This is a genomic window from Burkholderiales bacterium (assembly GCA_035518095.1).
Taxonomy (GTDB): domain Bacteria; phylum Pseudomonadota; class Gammaproteobacteria; order Burkholderiales; family JAHFRG01; genus JAHFRG01.
This window is the reverse complement of sequence record DATIXX010000041.1, coordinates 60,936-75,343: the sequence shown is the minus strand read 5'-3', so window position 1 is coordinate 75,343 and position 14,408 is coordinate 60,936. Positions and strand designations below refer to the sequence as shown.

Here is a 14,408-nt window from a genome sequence, read left to right as displayed (position 1 = left end):
AAGCGCGCCTGCTTTGTTGCTCGGCTTACTCGATGTCCCGACCGAGTTGCGCCTCGCGTCGCGCATTCATCGCTTTTTGGCCGGCAACGCAAATCCGTCTCATTATGTTAGAGGCTCTTAAGTGTTATTTGTATGTCATTTCAAGTCACTATTAAACCCAGCAACCATGTATTTGCGGTAGAGCCCGATGAAAGCGTACTCGAAGCGGCGCTGCGTCAAAGTTTTGGCCTGCCGTACGGCTGCCGCAACGGCGCCTGTGGCTCATGCAAAGGCAGAATTCTCGAGGGCGAGGTGGATTACGGCGTCTATCAGGACAGCGCGCTTAGCGCGGCTGAAAAACGCGCGGGCATGGCACTCTTCTGCCAAGCCAAACCGCAAACCGATTTGGTTATTGAAGCGCGCGAAATCAATGCGGTCAAGGACATACAGATAAGGAGGCTGCCATGCCGGGTGCAAAAAATGGAGCGGCCCGCGGACGACGTAATGGTGCTTTACCTCAAGCTTCCCTCCAACGAACGCTTGCAGTTCCTCGCCGGGCAGTACATTGACATTCTCATGAAGGAAGGCAAGCGCCGGAGTTTTTCAATGGCAAATCCACCGCATGACGACGAGTGTCTGCAACTGCACGTGCGCAATATCGTGGGGGGTGCGTTCACCGATTACGTGTTCAGCAAAATGAAAGAGCGGGATATCTTGCGCTTCGAAGGCCCGCTAGGCACCTTTTTTCTGCGCGAGGATTCAGACAAACCAATAATTTTTGTCGCGAGCGGAACCGGATTCGCTCCCATTAAGAGCATCATCGAGCACGCCTTGTACAAGAAAAGTCATCGTGAGATGATCTTGTATTGGGGCGCGCGCAAGCTGACCGATCTATACATGCTGCACTTACCGCAGCAATGGCAGCGGGAACACGAAAATTTTAGATTTACTCCGGTACTCTCGGAAACGCCATCGGAAGACCGCTGGCAGGGGCGCAGCGGACTGGTGCATCAGGCGGTAATGGAGGATTTTGGCGATTTGAGTGCCTATCAGGTTTATGCATGCGGCGCACCGGTCATGGTGGAAGCCGCGCGCCGCGACTTTACTGCCATGCGCAATCTCACGCTGGAGGAATTCTATTCCGACTCGTTTACTTTCTCCAATGATCCCAAGTCGTCCTAGATGTACCGTGGAATCCGGGCGCCGTCTCAAAAAATTAAAGGACCGTCCTGCGCCTGCCGCCGGAAATATCCCGCAGCTGGCGCACAGCCAGATCAAGGCTCTTCCGATATTGGGCTTCGGCTTCCTCGTTTTGCCCGATTTTTTCGTGCAGCATCGCGAGCTCCCGGTGGGCCGTGACGGTTGGCTCTACTCCGATGCTGGCCTCCAGATAGCTTTGCGCCTTGCCCCAAAGTTCCTGATACGCGCACAGTCTGCCCAACGTTAACAGCAGGTGGGCGTCATTGGGATGGTCAAATAACCGCGTCTCGGCACGTTCAATCTGCTTCAAGGTATCCTGTCCAAGGCATTCTGAGTACAAGTACACCAGATCGCTGTCCCATTGCGAGTCCAAGCTTCTCTCGATGATATCCTGCGCGATGCTGCAGGCACCTAGGGCAATAAAAGAGCGTGCGGCGGCAGCCGCAACTCCGCCGAGTTTCTTGTCCGACGCAGGTATTCTGCGCCAGCATTCCTGGAGCTCTGCGATGTCGTTCGCATGCCGCTTGAGATTTTCCTGCGTCGCATACAACCGTAATTGTTGCGCCTGACCAACGTCGAAGAATCCACGCTTTTCCAGCTGACCGACCAGGTTCAGCACTTGATCCCAGTTTTTTACGCGCTGCTGCGCCTCGAGTTCCAAGCGCAGCGCAGCGACATGCTTTGTGCCGCCACTTTCATTCAAAGCAGCCAGCACGCCGAGCGCATCCTGGTAGCGATGTTCGTCGACCAGCAGTTCAGCCTGCGTCATCATCCGCGCTGTTTTTTCCTCGGGCGCTTGCTTTTCGGCCTCGTCCAGGTAGGTGTCTCGCTTATCGAACGCTTTCAGCGCGTGCGCCGAGCGGGCCGCCAGCAGCGAAGTCAGCGCCGGGGATTCCCCCATTTCGTTAGCGGCTGCTGCAGCTTTTTCCGCCTTCGCATAACGCCCCTCAAAAAACATGCGCAAGCTTTCATTGAATCTGCCGCGAGCTTTTTCGCGGCGTCGGCGCACACGGTACTCGCGCACGTGCGCCGGCATGCGCAGCGTTTGCGCCAGCAGACGAATCAGTGCGTAAGCAATAATAAACGCGCCAACCAATAATAGCAGCGCCAGCTTGAGCGACAGTTCGACGCGATAAGTAGAGTAGACCAGCAGCACATAGCCATTGCCGTAGCCGATGGTCACGGTCAAAGCCACGGCCAAGGCAAAGATCAGTACTATCCAGATCAAGAACTTCACTGCACTGCCTTCTCGGTATGCAGCGTGAAGCTGCGCGCCGCTTCCAAGCTTGCCGAGATATTGGGAATCTCAATGCTAACGCTGGTTTCCTGCAACTGGTTGAGGCTGGCCATTGCGGCCTTAGTCGCGTCTGAATTCTTGTCGAAATAACGCGAAATCCATTTCTGCGCCGCATCAATGTCGGACTTGAAGCTGGTCTCATCGTGAAGTAGCAAAGCGACTCTCGCGCTTAACAGGCGCAGCTTGAGATTCTGGCGCAGGAAAAACGACTGATCCGGCGTCAGCAATGGTATTTCCTGCTCTGCGGTATTTTGAATGCGCACCATCTGTTTCATGTCCTGCCAGATTTCGCGCGCGAATTTGAGCCACGCGTTTTGCGCAGTTTCCGGTCCCACCGCGGATGGTTTTGCTTGCGGGCGTATATCCATTGCCAGCGGCATGCTGTCCACGCTGTATATCAGGTGGTCAAGGCGCGCACTTATTGCCACGGCATCCACGTTGGGCACTGCCTTAAGGAGCTCGATGTCGGTGTTGATGATCTTGCGCAGCGGAATAAGCTCCGGCCGGTCGATGCGTTGCAGGCGGGCGTCCGCCATTTGCAGGGCGGCCAGCGCACTTTTAACATTGCCCGCCAGTTGTAATTGCTGGCTGGCAATATTCAGCATTTGCTCCACTTCCGCAAATGCCCATTCGTCGCTGTTTCGAGACAGCTGCTGATACAGGCTTTGCAGTGCAACCTGCTGGTTTTGCGATGCTACGAGTTTATTCTCCAACAAACCCAGCTTTACCTGCATTTCGCGCAATGCGTCCTGGTTGTCCTTGACGATGGCGCGGTTGTCTTTGATGATGCCAACGGTGTCGGCCAGCTGCTTTGCGGACTCCTGCTGCAATTTTGAAATCTGGTCGCGGGTGTCAAACCATTGCCACGCCAAGAGAGCCGCCACGGCGAGCGAGGTCAAGAGTGCCAAATTGAGCTTTTTCTCTGACTTTGCAGGAGCAGCCGGAATATCCGTTTGCGAATTATCGGTCATGGCTAATTACCCTGTTTTACTCCAAAACCATTCAATCAATCCCCTAACAAGACCGGCGTCACTCGCGTCAGTTACCACTGCAGCGGCGAGCCCCAGCTTCCGGGCCTCCTCTGCAATGCGCTGATGCGGCACGAACAGCGGGATTTCTCTGAGCATTTGCTTACCCGTTGCGTCCATCATCTCGAATAAATTGCGCAGTCCTTCGCTGCTGGTTACCGTGACTGCGTGCAACTCGTTATTCGCCCACAGCCGCTTTAGCAGCGTCGGATCGCCACTGGGTTTCACCCGCTGGTAGCATTCCACATACTCGATTCTCGCGCCGCGCTTTCTAAGAATTTCGCCCAGCAATTCGCGCCCGCCCTGGCCGCGGAATATTACGATGTTCTTGTCTACAACGTCGCGCAACTCCGGCAAATCAAGCAGCGCTTCACTATCATAGCGCGAAGTAGGGTGAATCACTTGTTTGACGCCGTAGCGCAGCAATGCATTTCGGCTTGCGGCGCCGATCGCGGCAATTCGCAGCGTTTCGGGCAAAGTGCGGCGTTTGACGATCGCGCTCATCGCATTGGTCACAGCGTTGGCGCTAACGAATATGGCCATGTCGAATTGCTCGAGGCGGTCTATTGAATCGCGCAGCGGTCGCAGATCCGCGGCGCCAATAATTTCCACCGCCGGAAACAGAATCGCGCGGCCTCCTTCGGCCCGGATTAATTCAGCAAGTTCTTTGGCCTGTTTCTCTGGACGCGTTACTACGATATTGCGGCCGGTTAACGCCTGCCGGTGTGCCGCTGACGGGGCGCTGGGTCCGGTAGTCATCATGTGCCTTGCCCTTCCAGTTGCGCGAGTATTTTGTCTGCACCTTTGGTGCGCAGCGCTTTTGCCAATACCTCGCCCACTGTCTCCGCTTTACTCGCTTCACCTCGTACTTCAGCGCTTACCACGTGACTGCCGTCGGGCGTACCGATAAAGCCGCGCAAATATATTTCGCGGCCTTGCAGCTGGGCATACGCCCCGAGCGGCACCTGGCAACTGCCGCCAAGTATTCTGCTCATCGCTCGTTCCGCAACCACGCACACATAGGTTTGATGGTGGTTCAACGGCTGCAACAGCCGCACAAGGTCTTCGCGCTTGCTCAAACATTCAATTCCCAGCGCGCCTTGACCGGCCGCAGGCAGGCTTTGGTCCAGAGTCAACAACGCCGTCACGCGTCCTTCCAGACCCAATCTTTTTAATCCGGCGACCGCTAGGATAATTGCCGCATATTGGCCCTGGTCGAGCTTTTTTAGCCGAGTCTCGACGTTGCCGCGCAATGAGTTCACCTTGAGGTGCGGATAGCGCGCGCGCAGCTGGCTCTCCCGGCGCAGGCTGGATGTTCCCACGACGCTACCTTCGGGCAACGCGTCCAGGTCCGGAAAGCTGTTTGATACAAACGCATCGCGCGCATCCTCGCGCTCGGTAATCGCCGCCACGGTAAAACCGGGCGGCAACCGCATGGGCACGTCTTTCATCGAGTGCACTGCGATGTCTGCGGCTCCCTGCTGCAACGCTTCTTCCAATTCTTTGACGAAAAGCGCCTTGCCGCCGATTTTGGCGAGAGGAACATCGGACAAACGGTCGCCCAGGCTCGTCATGCCGGAAATACTGATGGGAAGCTGCGGGTGCAACGCGTTGAGTCTGTGCTGAATGAAGCGCGCCTGCCACAGTGCGAGCGCGCTCTCGCGCGAAGCGATGACAATTCTGGCAGGCGTTGCGCTAAGCGATGAATTGCTCAAAATGTATTCCGGCCGATCGCGCGTATAACAGACTGCTGTTTTTCGCGATCATATTTTAGCATGACGCGCGCCAGAGCTTGGCAGCGCATGGACTTGACCAACCCCGTTTACTTCGCGAATTCTTTTACTATGAATTGCTGGCGGCGGCTGACCGGCAGTTTTTCCTGCACACCCTTGAGCACCACCTCCCAGTGCGAGTCGCCACCATCCTCCGCAACCTTTTCAAAACCGGTAATGCTGTTCTTGGCGACCAGGCAATTGCGGTGGATGCGTATAAAGTTAGCAACAAATTCTTGCTCCAGGTTGGTTAACGATTCTTCAAGAAGGTACTCGCGTTCATTGGTTCGTATCGTTACGTATTTTTGTTCGGCCTTTAGAAATATGATCTCGCCGATTGGAATGAGGACGATTTTGCCGCGCTCTTGCACGCTTAGACAGGTGCGTGGCCGGCGTGCGAGTTTTTGCAATTGTTCCTGCCCGGGAGGCCGCATTTGGCTGGCTTTTTGCAAAGCAGCCAGCAGGCGCTCGCTGCGCACCGGTTTCAACAGATAATCGACCGCATTCACTTCAAAAGCCTGAATCGCGTAAAGATCATATGCCGTGGTAAATATGACAGCAGGCATTTGCGGCAGGCTCAGCAAATGGCGGGCTACTTCGATGCCGTCCATTTCCGGCATGCGGATATCGAGCAACAGCAGATCCGCGGGCACTCGCGACATAAGTTCTACCGCTTCGCGCCCGTTTGCGGCTTCCCCGACCAACTCGTGCGGAACGGCGGGTGCGCAATCGGCCAGCAGCTCTCTCAGCCGGTTGCGCGCCGGCGTTTCGTCGTCAGCGATTATGATGCGCAAGGGGCCGGTCATTTTTCCGAACGCAAATAAGGCATGACGATCTGCACCTGGTACAAATTCCCCCGCAGCCCGGCAGTCAGCCTTGCTTCCACGTCAAAATGCAGGCTCAAGCGCTCGCGGATATTTTCCATCGCCATTTTATTGCCGGCGTGATGAGTACCCTCGCGTTGGTAGGGATTGCGCAGCACGATTTGCACCTGGTCATTCCGGAGAAATATATTAATGTTGATAACGCCGGGCTCTGTTCGCGGTTCGATGCCGTGATACACGGCATTTTCCAAGAGCGGCTGGAGCACCAGCGGCGGAATCTGGGCATCGCGCGGCATGTTATCAATATGCCACTCGACCTGCAACCGCTCGCCGAGACGCAACTGCTCGAGACTCAGATAGCGCCGGCACAGATCCACTTCCTGCTCCAAGGTCGAGAGTTGACGATTGTCCGCCATCAGGACTCTGAATAAATCGCAGAGATCCTCAAGCGCAACCTCGGCGCGCTTGGTATCGCTTCGAATCAGGCTCAACACAGCATTGATGCTGTTGAACAGAAAATGGGGCCGGATGCGCGCCTGCAATGCCTGCAAACGGGATTCGGCAAGCGCCGGCGAAAGGAGACGGCTTAGCATGTTGAAATAGACGATCAGCGCCGCTGTCATCAGCAGCGTGAAGAACCATAGACGCTCCAGTGGAGCGATCCCGCCCCCGAAAAAATTCCCGCCCAATCGGTACACCAATGTGGTTATGCATAGTTCCAGCACCAGCACAATACCTGCTCCCCGATAAAACGGCAGCTTGCTAAGCCAAGGACCGCCCACCATCAGTACCAGGAGGCTTAGTATCAATATCGGCTCCGCCAGTGCTGCTATGGCGGTGAATTCCTGTAATGTTTGTTCTAGCGAGGTGCTTTTTACAACGGCGGCAATCAGGCACACAGCATTTACCAACAGTAAAATCCGCAGCAGAATGCCCAGGTTGCGGAAGTTCGGCAAAGCGCCTGGATATGCATTTTGATTTATACTTGCCACTTTTTGTAGCATCCATTATCGATTTCTGGCGCTAAGCGTTACACACAGCACTGTTTTTGACAAGCTGGCATCCATGGCAAAAAAGATCAAGCCCGGGAGTTCAACAACCCGGTCAGGACGATTCAGTGAGCCGGTAGCGGAATTGACAAAACGCTATACCGCCTCTGTCGATTTCGACAAACGGCTTGCACCATACGACATCCGTGCGTCGGTTGCACACGCGCGCATGCTGAGGGCTATCGGCGTCTTGAGCGCACAGGACCTCGCGGCAATCGAAAAAGGCTTGCGGCAAATAGCCGACGAAATAGCCTCAAACAAATTTCCCTGGCGCCTGGAGCTGGAAGACGTACACATGAACATCGAAAGCCGCCTCATCGCCTTAATCGGCGATGCCGGCAAGCGGCTGCATACTGCGCGCTCAAGAAACGACCAGGTCGCAACCGATGTGCGGCTGTATTTGCGCGAGGCAATTGATGACATATCGAATCTCATCCAGGCGGCGCAGCGCGCATTGGTCGACCTTGCAGAAAAGCACCCTGCAACCGTAATGCCGGGGTTTACGCATTTGCAAGTCGCGCAGCCGGTAACTTTTGGACATCACTTGCTGGCCTATTACGAAATGTTGAAGCGCGATTGTGAACGGCTGGGCGATTGTCGGAAACGGTTGAATCAGCTGCCGTTGGGAAGCGCGGCTCTTGCCGGCACGGGTTACCCAATAGACCGCATGCGCGTAGCAAAGGAACTGGAATTCGACGGAGTTTGCGAAAACTCGCTAGATGCAGTTTCGGATCGCGATTTTGCGATTGAGTTTACCGCTTGCGCGGCGCTCATCATGATGCATCTTTCGCGTTTTGCCGAAGAGCTGATATTGTGGATGAGCCCGGGATTCGGCTTCGTGGAGATCGCCGATCGCTTCTGTACAGGATCATCCATCATGCCGCAGAAAAAGAATCCCGACGTGGCCGAGCTCCTGCGCGGTAAAACCGGCAGAGTCAATGGGCATCTGGTGGCGCTGCTCACGTTGATGAAAGCGCAACCGCTCGCGTATAACAAGGACAACCAGGAAGACAAGGAGCCGCTGTTCGATACGGTAGACACGGTTAGGAACAGTTTGGCGATTTTCGCCGTGATGCTGCCCGGAATCAGGGTCAACCGCGAGGCAATGAGGAGGATCGCATCTCAAGGCCACGCCACGGCAACCGATTTTGCCGATTATCTGGTGCGGAAAGGGCTCCCCTTTCGCGACGCGCATTTAGCGGTGGCGAAGGCGGTGCGCCACGCCGCCAAACGCGGTTGCGAATTGAGCCAGCTCAAGCTCATTGATCTTAAAAGGTTTTCCAAGCTTGTCGGCAATGACGTTTATCCGATTCTCAGCCTGGAAGGATCGCTCAAAAGCCGCAGCCACGTTGGCGGCACCGCTCCCACGCAGGTTAAAGCCGCTATTGCGCGCGCCCGCAAGCAGTAGATGCGGGGACCGCTTGTGATTCCGCTCTGGATTAAGCTTGTCTACACGCTTTACGTCGCAGTAACGATGGCCGTTTACTTGATTAAGTACAGCCCGGGCAATCTGCTTTGGTTTTCCGACATCGCATTGCTGGTCACGGTTGCGGCCCTCTGGATCGAAAGCCCTTTATTGGCAAGCATGATGACGGTTGGGGTGCTGCTCCCGGAGGCGCTTTGGAACCTAAGTTACTTCGGACAGCTCCTAACTGGCAAGCGCGTAACCGGGCTCTCCGACTACATGTTCGACTCGCAAATGCCGCTCTATCTCAGGGCGCTCTCGTTGTTCCATGTGTTCCTCCCGGTTTTGCTGGTGTGGATGGTCGCCCGGCTCGGTTACGAGCCAAAGGCCTTGATCGCACAAACTTCCCTTGCCTGGGTGGTGCTTCCCGCAAGCTACTGGCTCACAAACCCTGCGGAAAATGTGAACTGGGTGTTCGGGTTCGGAAACAAGCCGCAAAAACTCGTCTCGCCACTCGTCTATCTGGGCCTGCTGATGGCCGGCTTCCCCTTGCTTATTTATCTTCCCACGCATTTGCTGCTTCTGAAGTTTTTCGGATGACGATTGCTATGTTCGGCTTGGACGATTAGGATTATTAGCGTCCTCTAATTGACGTCTAACTAGGGGTCTGAACGGAGGGTACCATGGCTACCAGAAAGAAAGCGAAAACAAAGGCAAAGCGCAAAAAGGCGCTGGCGAGAAAACCTGTTTCCCGGAAAAAGGTTGTAAGAAAGGCCGCTAAAAAGGCTGCAAGGAAAAAGCCGGCGGCAAGGCGTGCGGCCCCCAGGAAAAAGCCGGCGGCAAGGCGTGCGGCACCGAAGAAGAAGCCCGCTACGCGCCTGGCCCCAAAGGCCCGGCCGGCGCTTGCGCCCCAGGCCCCGGCAGGAGTGCCCGCTCCCATTCCAGGTGAGCAGCGCGTCGGGACCGTGACCCATTACTACAGCCACTTGTCGGTCGCAGTAGTGCGGCTGGATTCGGGCACTCTTTGTGTGGGCGACATGATCCATGTCACCGGCCACACCACCGATTTCCGGCAGAAGGTCGAGTCCATGCAGATCGAACACGAATCCGTGTCCGAATGCAGACCGGGAGATGATTTCGGCCTTAAAGTAATCGATCACGCGCGCGAAAACGACATCGTTTACAAAGTGCCCGCTTGATTGTCATATAGCCCGATGACGCGCCGGCAGCCGCGACATGGTAGGCGCAACCCGAGTTCGCAACCGCTACTCAACCTATGCCTCTCCAATGAGGGAGAGGGTGTGGCCTATCCTGAGCCTGCCAAAGGATGAATGGCAAATTCCAATTCGCCGGTGGCAGACCGGCAGTTGGTAGCTTTCTTTTATATCGCCAAAAGAAAGTCACCAAAGAAAACGCGACCCTGGTTCGCCGATTACCCCCGCGTTCCTCAGCCAAACCGGGCGCTGCGCAACTCGCGCGTTCCGCGCTTATACAGTGCGCGCTTCACTTCCCCCGCTTTGGCTTGGTCACTTGGCGGCTCACAGGGGATACCAAGTATCCAAACTGCCAAGGATTATTCCGGCACTCGGTTCAAATGTTTAAGATATTTGCAACGCGTAGACATATAAGGCAATCTTTCGGCGGACTATTTCGCGTTAGAATCCAGCATGTCTCATGTAATTCGGTCTGAAGATGTCAAAGACGCATGCGCTGTACTTGAATATCTGGTCCATGACTTAATTGCCGCTTATAAGCTTTACGACTTATTCACTGATATCTCAAAGACCGCGCCTGTTCACCCTGAAACAGAAAAGGCCGTCCGAAGAATGTTCGTCTCCAACCTCATTCTGGCCCTGAGCAAATTCTTGGAGTTTTACGATAGGTATGGCTGGTTAATACCTAACGGCTTCAAGCAACCGTCCCGAGAAATCCAAAAAAAGTTGACTCGTTGCAATATTAAAAAGGTGCGCAACGTGTTTATCGGTCATGTTACGAACAGAGAAACTGGACGGCCAATTTCAAATACAGAATTGGACACCGCATTCAACACTGCGATTGATGGTGATCTGGTGGCATTCCTGAAGTGGGTACACATTTCTGGTGTTGCTCTGTCTCCCGCAACAATCGTTGGTGTGTTGCAATCGATTCAATCAGAATTGGTTAAGATTTATGGCGTTACATAATTGCTCCATTAGGTTTAACCCGTCGCGTACGGATGGGTTACAAGTAGCGGGCCTGAGAGCTCAAATGTTAAATGCCATCAATATGCATTACGGAGCAATCGTTTATTTTTGGGTTAAGGAAATTGAGCCGAAATTTTGGTGGGGAAATGACCGTGGTTTCCGTCAATTGCCGATGTCCAAAAAAATATTTTGCCTCTGTTCCTAATTGTTATTACAAGCGAGGCAGCTCCATGGTTGCAAGCAAAGAGAAGTTAACAATTCGAGACCTCCGTGCGCGCGCAGTGGTTGTGCCCCTTGGGCGGCCTGTCGCAACCAAGGTCGGCGAGTTCGCGGAGTGGCCGCTGATCCTCATCGACCTCTATACCGACGAGGGGGTAACCGGCCACGGCTATCTCGCTCCGTACATCAGGCAATCCGTCGCCTACATCACTCCAACTTTATACGACATTGCAAAGCTTATGAGGGGCCAGGAGGTGGCTCCCTTCCAAACCTACCAGAAGGCGCGCGCGTCTCTGAGGCTGGTCGGTTATCAAGGAGTTTCGATGATGGCCGTCGCGGGTTTTGATATGGCATGCTGGGATGTCCTCGCCAAGGCGGCCGGTGTCCCGTTGGTTACATTACTCGGCGGAACCATCGAGCCAGTGAAGGCTTACAACAGCAATGGTCTCGGTTTGATGTCCCCGGACAGAGTCGCCGCTGAAGCTCTCGAGCTATTGGCAGAAGGTGATTTCAAAGCGCTGAAGGTCCGGGTTGGGCGAGAAACGCTAGCCCAAGATATTGCCGCCCTGCGCAATGTTCGCAAAGCTGTTGGCAATGACGTGATCTTGGTCTGCGATTTTAATCAAGGACTCAGCCTGGGAGAAGCGATGCGACGCTGCCGAGCGCTCGATTCTGAGGATGTCTATTGGATTGAAGAACCCATCGCCTATGATGACCTAGACGGCAATGCCAAGATTGCCCGTGAGACCGCGACCCCAATCCAGATAGGCGAGAACTTTTACGGCCCGCGAGCAATGTATCAGGCAATCGCCGCGGGCGCGTGCGATTACGTGATGCCGGATCTCATGCGCATTGGCGGGGTAACCGGCTGGCTACGCGCCGCTGCGATTGCAGACGCTGCTGGAATAGAAATGTCGACTCACCTTTACCCGGAAATTTCAAGTCACCTCATGCGCGTCACAGCGACGGCTCATTGGCTGGAGTGGCAGGACTGGGCGCATCCAATTCTCGCCGAACCATTCAAAGTGGCGGACGGACATATTCATATCCGCAATGTTCCTGGCAACGGTTTAGATTGGAACGAGGATGCGGTGTCGCGTTACGGTCTTGATGTCTGATTTTATGATATGCACTACAAAGCAATCATAGATTTCTGGTTTAAGGAAATTGAGCCGAAATTTTGGTGGAAGAAAAACAGGGATTTTGATCTGTTGATAGCTGACAGGTTTCTGGAGTTGCATAAGGCGGCGGCAAGATGCGAGCTTTATACTTGGAGGGATCTTCCCTTGGGCAGGCTCGCTGAAATCATCGTGCTGGATCAGTTTTCCCGCAATATATTTCGCAGCTCTCCGATGTCGTTTGCATACGATCCCTTGGCGCTTGCTTTGGCGCAGGAAGCAATTACTGCAAAAGCAAATCAAACTCTGAACCCAAGTCAAAAGGCATTCCTTTACATGCCTTTTATGCATAGCGAATCGCCTGCAATTCATGAAGCCGCCTTGGAACTGTTCAAGGAATCTGGTTTGGAATCCAACCTAAAGTTTGAAATCCAACACAAAGCCATTATTGACAGGTTTGGCCGTTTTCCGCACCGTAATAAAGTCCTGGGCCGGCAATCCACCGAAGAAGAATTAAATTTCCTGAAAGACGCGGGCTCTTCGTTTTAGTTATGAGCGATATCCAGAAAGCCGATCCAAACGCTCGCCGGCGGGCTTTGCTCCTGGTGATCATAGGCACGATTGTGGGAGCCGCAATTATTTTCGGTTTTGAAAGTTATCGCCCCGCGCTGCAAGGATGGATTCTTTCGGAACCTGACAAAGTCATCGACCGCATTATCATTGTAATGGTCGCATCCGGCTGTGTTTTGTCAGCGCCGTTACTCGTCTTCGGTGCGTACTTTTTGATGCTTGGCGCAAAGGTAAGCCGCGCTCAGCAATATCCACCACCTGCGCAGCCGGTCATCCGCGACATCGTCATTGTGCGCGGAGAGGCGGCAGTCGTTCGGGGGAAAATTCTGAAAATTCTTGCCGTCTGTATGTTTGCCGCCGCAGTTTTCATACCAATTTTAATTTGGCTTATCGCCTTGGCGCTCATTGAACGTGCGACCTGACGCCGGCAAAGAATACGCGTGGCCCTCATGAAACTCTTAAGACGTATCGCGCGTTTCTCTCTTCGTATTTCAGCCAAAAAGCATCATGACCGTAATTCGGCTGAAATATCAGCGCAATTTTTAATCGTGCACAATACTCCGTAGCGGCGCGGCCAAAATGCTAGAACACCACCAGCTGGCGCACTGTTTTGCCTTCAGCCAGACGGTCAAACCCAAGATTGATGTCCTCGAGTTTGAGCCGGCCGCTCATGAGGCGGTCGATCGGCAATTTTCCCTGCTTGAAGAGCGCGATATAGCGTGGGATGTCACGTAGTGGAACGCTGGTGCCGATGTAGCTGCCTTTTATAGTGCGTTCTTCGCCAACCAGATTCACTTGCTGTAGCGGAAAGGTGTGAGTGGGAGGCGGCAGGCCCGCCGCGATTGTCGTGCCGCCTCGGCGCGTGATTTTGTACGCCATTTCCATCGTTCTCACGGAGCCCGCCAATTCAAAAGCAAATTGCACGCCGCCTTCAGTGGTTGCGCGAATCGCGTCTGTGCAATCAGCCGAATCCGCATTAAACACGTCAGTCGCTCCCAGCTTCTTTGCCAGCGCAAGTTTGTCGTGTGAAAGGTCGATTCCGATTATGCGGGTCGCACCGGCGAGTACTGCACCAAGAAGCGCAGCGAGCCCCACCCCACCTAATCCGATTACCGCCACGCTCGAGCCCGGCGTAACGCACGCCGTATTCAGCACCGCACCGACGCCGGTGAGCACTGCACAGCCAAACAGCGCCGCATGATCCAGCGGCAAATCGGATTCAATCTTCACAACGGAGCGGCGCGAAACTGTAGCGAATTGCGCAAATGCCGAAACGCCCATATGGTGGTTAAGCCGCGCGGCATTGCGGCTGAGCCGCCGCGCGCCCGATAGCAGGGTGCCCTCGACATTAGCTGCCCAGCCGGGTTCGCAAAGCCCGGGCCGGCCTTCCGCGCAGAACAGGCAATGGCCACAGCTCGGTACGAATACCATCACGACATGGTCGCCTTTCTTAAGATCCCTGACCCCGGCGCCCGGCTGTTCGACGATACCTGCCGCTTCGTGGCCCAGCACCATCGGAGTGGGACGCGGCCGATCGCCGTTGATGACCGAAAGATCGGAGTGACACAAGCCGGCCGCCGCAACTTTCACCAGCACTTCGTCCGGTCCGGGGGGGTCGAGTTCGACATCCTCGACTGACAGCGGTCTTGATGCGGCATATGGCGGTTTGATGCCCATCTGATTCAATACCGCTGCTTTTATTTTCATAGGAAATCGATTCGAATTTCGGATCAGCCGGTCAAGGCAGACAAAAAAGCCGGCGGC

Annotated in this window: 15 protein-coding genes; 8 read left to right on the top strand and 7 right to left on the bottom strand. The window is 54.7% G+C overall.

Features of this window, described 5'->3' with window-relative positions:
• Window positions 1–132: 132 nt before the first annotated feature.
• Entirely contained in the window at window positions 133–1,161 is a 1,029-nt protein-coding gene (locus VLV32_07625; GenBank protein HUL41759.1) for a CDP-6-deoxy-delta-3,4-glucoseen reductase, read from the top strand.
• 34 nt (window positions 1,162–1,195) lie between these two features.
• Here VLV32_07625 and VLV32_07620 read toward each other — a convergent pair whose 3' ends face one another.
• The 6 genes from VLV32_07620 to VLV32_07595 form a co-directional block, all read right to left on the bottom strand.
• Window positions 1,196–2,416: a heme biosynthesis HemY N-terminal domain-containing protein gene (locus VLV32_07620; GenBank protein HUL41758.1), complete on the bottom strand. Its 1,221-nt coding sequence runs from the start codon at window positions 2,414–2,416 to the stop codon at window positions 1,196–1,198.
• A complete protein-coding gene (locus tag VLV32_07615; GenBank protein ID HUL41757.1) occupies window positions 2,413–3,447 on the bottom strand; it encodes a uroporphyrinogen-III C-methyltransferase in 1,035 nt (344 codons plus the stop codon). Before VLV32_07615 ends, VLV32_07620 begins: the two co-directional genes overlap by 4 nt.
• 6 nt (window positions 3,448–3,453) lie before the next feature.
• On the bottom strand, window positions 3,454–4,266 hold the full coding sequence (locus VLV32_07610) for a uroporphyrinogen-III synthase (GenBank protein HUL41756.1): 813 nt from the start codon (window positions 4,264–4,266) through the stop codon (window positions 3,454–3,456).
• Window positions 4,263–5,219: a hydroxymethylbilane synthase gene (gene hemC, locus VLV32_07605; GenBank protein HUL41755.1), complete on the bottom strand. Its 957-nt coding sequence runs from the start codon at window positions 5,217–5,219 to the stop codon at window positions 4,263–4,265. The genes VLV32_07610 and hemC overlap by 4 nt, the downstream gene beginning before the upstream one ends.
• A gap of 107 nt (window positions 5,220–5,326) precedes the next feature.
• The gene (locus VLV32_07600; protein HUL41754.1) at window positions 5,327–6,082 is read right to left on the bottom strand and encodes a LytTR family DNA-binding domain-containing protein; all 756 of its coding nucleotides are present in this window, start codon (window positions 6,080–6,082) and stop codon (window positions 5,327–5,329) included.
• Complete coding sequence (locus VLV32_07595) at window positions 6,079–7,092, bottom strand: histidine kinase (GenBank protein ID HUL41753.1); 1,014 nt, start codon at window positions 7,090–7,092, stop codon at window positions 6,079–6,081. The genes VLV32_07600 and VLV32_07595 overlap by 4 nt, the downstream gene beginning before the upstream one ends.
• A gap of 73 nt (window positions 7,093–7,165) precedes the next feature.
• Here VLV32_07595 and argH point away from each other — a divergent pair, with 73 nt between their 5' ends.
• The 7 genes from argH to VLV32_07560 all read left to right on the top strand — a co-directional run bounded on the left by argH (window position 7,166) and on the right by VLV32_07560 (window position 13,066).
• The gene (gene argH / locus VLV32_07590; protein ID HUL41752.1) at window positions 7,166–8,557 is read left to right on the top strand and encodes an argininosuccinate lyase; all 1,392 of its coding nucleotides are present in this window, start codon (window positions 7,166–7,168) and stop codon (window positions 8,555–8,557) included.
• Window positions 8,558–9,154: a hypothetical protein gene (locus tag VLV32_07585; protein ID HUL41751.1), complete on the top strand. Its 597-nt coding sequence runs from the start codon at window positions 8,558–8,560 to the stop codon at window positions 9,152–9,154. It begins immediately after the preceding gene.
• A gap of 83 nt (window positions 9,155–9,237) precedes the next feature.
• Entirely contained in the window at window positions 9,238–9,753 is a 516-nt protein-coding gene (locus tag VLV32_07580; protein ID HUL41750.1) for a hypothetical protein, read from the top strand.
• A gap of 468 nt (window positions 9,754–10,221) precedes the next feature.
• The gene (locus VLV32_07575; protein HUL41749.1) at window positions 10,222–10,737 is read left to right on the top strand and encodes a hypothetical protein; all 516 of its coding nucleotides are present in this window, start codon (window positions 10,222–10,224) and stop codon (window positions 10,735–10,737) included.
• Window positions 10,738–10,967: 230 nt separating this feature from the next.
• Window positions 10,968–12,074: an enolase C-terminal domain-like protein gene (locus tag VLV32_07570; GenBank protein ID HUL41748.1), complete on the top strand. Its 1,107-nt coding sequence runs from the start codon at window positions 10,968–10,970 to the stop codon at window positions 12,072–12,074.
• Window positions 12,075–12,083: 9 nt separating this feature from the next.
• Window positions 12,084–12,623 (top strand): DUF924 family protein, encoded by a 540-nt coding sequence (locus tag VLV32_07565; GenBank protein HUL41747.1) that lies wholly within the window; start codon window positions 12,084–12,086, stop codon window positions 12,621–12,623.
• A gap of 2 nt (window positions 12,624–12,625) precedes the next feature.
• Entirely contained in the window at window positions 12,626–13,066 is a 441-nt protein-coding gene (locus VLV32_07560) for a hypothetical protein (GenBank protein HUL41746.1), read from the top strand.
• Window positions 13,067–13,226: 160 nt separating this feature from the next.
• Here VLV32_07560 and VLV32_07555 read toward each other — a convergent pair whose 3' ends face one another.
• On the bottom strand, window positions 13,227–14,351 hold the full coding sequence (locus VLV32_07555) for a zinc-dependent alcohol dehydrogenase family protein (GenBank protein HUL41745.1): 1,125 nt from the start codon (window positions 14,349–14,351) through the stop codon (window positions 13,227–13,229).
• Between the last annotated feature and the right edge of the window lie 57 nt (window positions 14,352–14,408).

Excerpts from the sequence above, each read along its gene's own strand:
- VLV32_07610 (HUL41756.1), bottom strand. The coding sequence starts at position 4,266 with ATGATGACTACCGGACCCAGCGCCCCGTCAGCGGCACACCGGCAGGCG.
- argH (HUL41752.1), top strand. The coding sequence starts at position 7,166 with ATGGCAAAAAAGATCAAGCCCGGGAGTTCAACAACCCGGTCAGGACGA.
- VLV32_07600 (HUL41754.1), bottom strand. The coding sequence starts at position 6,082 with ATGACCGGCCCCTTGCGCATCATAATCGCTGACGACGAAACGCCGGCG.
- VLV32_07575 (HUL41749.1), top strand. The coding sequence starts at position 10,222 with ATGTCTCATGTAATTCGGTCTGAAGATGTCAAAGACGCATGCGCTGTA.
- VLV32_07580 (HUL41750.1), top strand. The coding sequence starts at position 9,238 with ATGGCTACCAGAAAGAAAGCGAAAACAAAGGCAAAGCGCAAAAAGGCG.
- VLV32_07555 (HUL41745.1), bottom strand. The coding sequence starts at position 14,351 with ATGAAAATAAAAGCAGCGGTATTGAATCAGATGGGCATCAAACCGCCA.
- VLV32_07615 (HUL41757.1), bottom strand. The coding sequence starts at position 3,447 with ATGACCGATAATTCGCAAACGGATATTCCGGCTGCTCCTGCAAAGTCA.
- VLV32_07585 (HUL41751.1), top strand. The coding sequence starts at position 8,558 with ATGCGGGGACCGCTTGTGATTCCGCTCTGGATTAAGCTTGTCTACACG.
- VLV32_07570 (HUL41748.1), top strand. The coding sequence starts at position 10,968 with ATGGTTGCAAGCAAAGAGAAGTTAACAATTCGAGACCTCCGTGCGCGC.
- VLV32_07560 (HUL41746.1), top strand. The coding sequence starts at position 12,626 with ATGAGCGATATCCAGAAAGCCGATCCAAACGCTCGCCGGCGGGCTTTG.
- VLV32_07625 (HUL41759.1), top strand. The coding sequence starts at position 133 with ATGTCATTTCAAGTCACTATTAAACCCAGCAACCATGTATTTGCGGTA.
- VLV32_07565 (HUL41747.1), top strand. The coding sequence starts at position 12,084 with ATGCACTACAAAGCAATCATAGATTTCTGGTTTAAGGAAATTGAGCCG.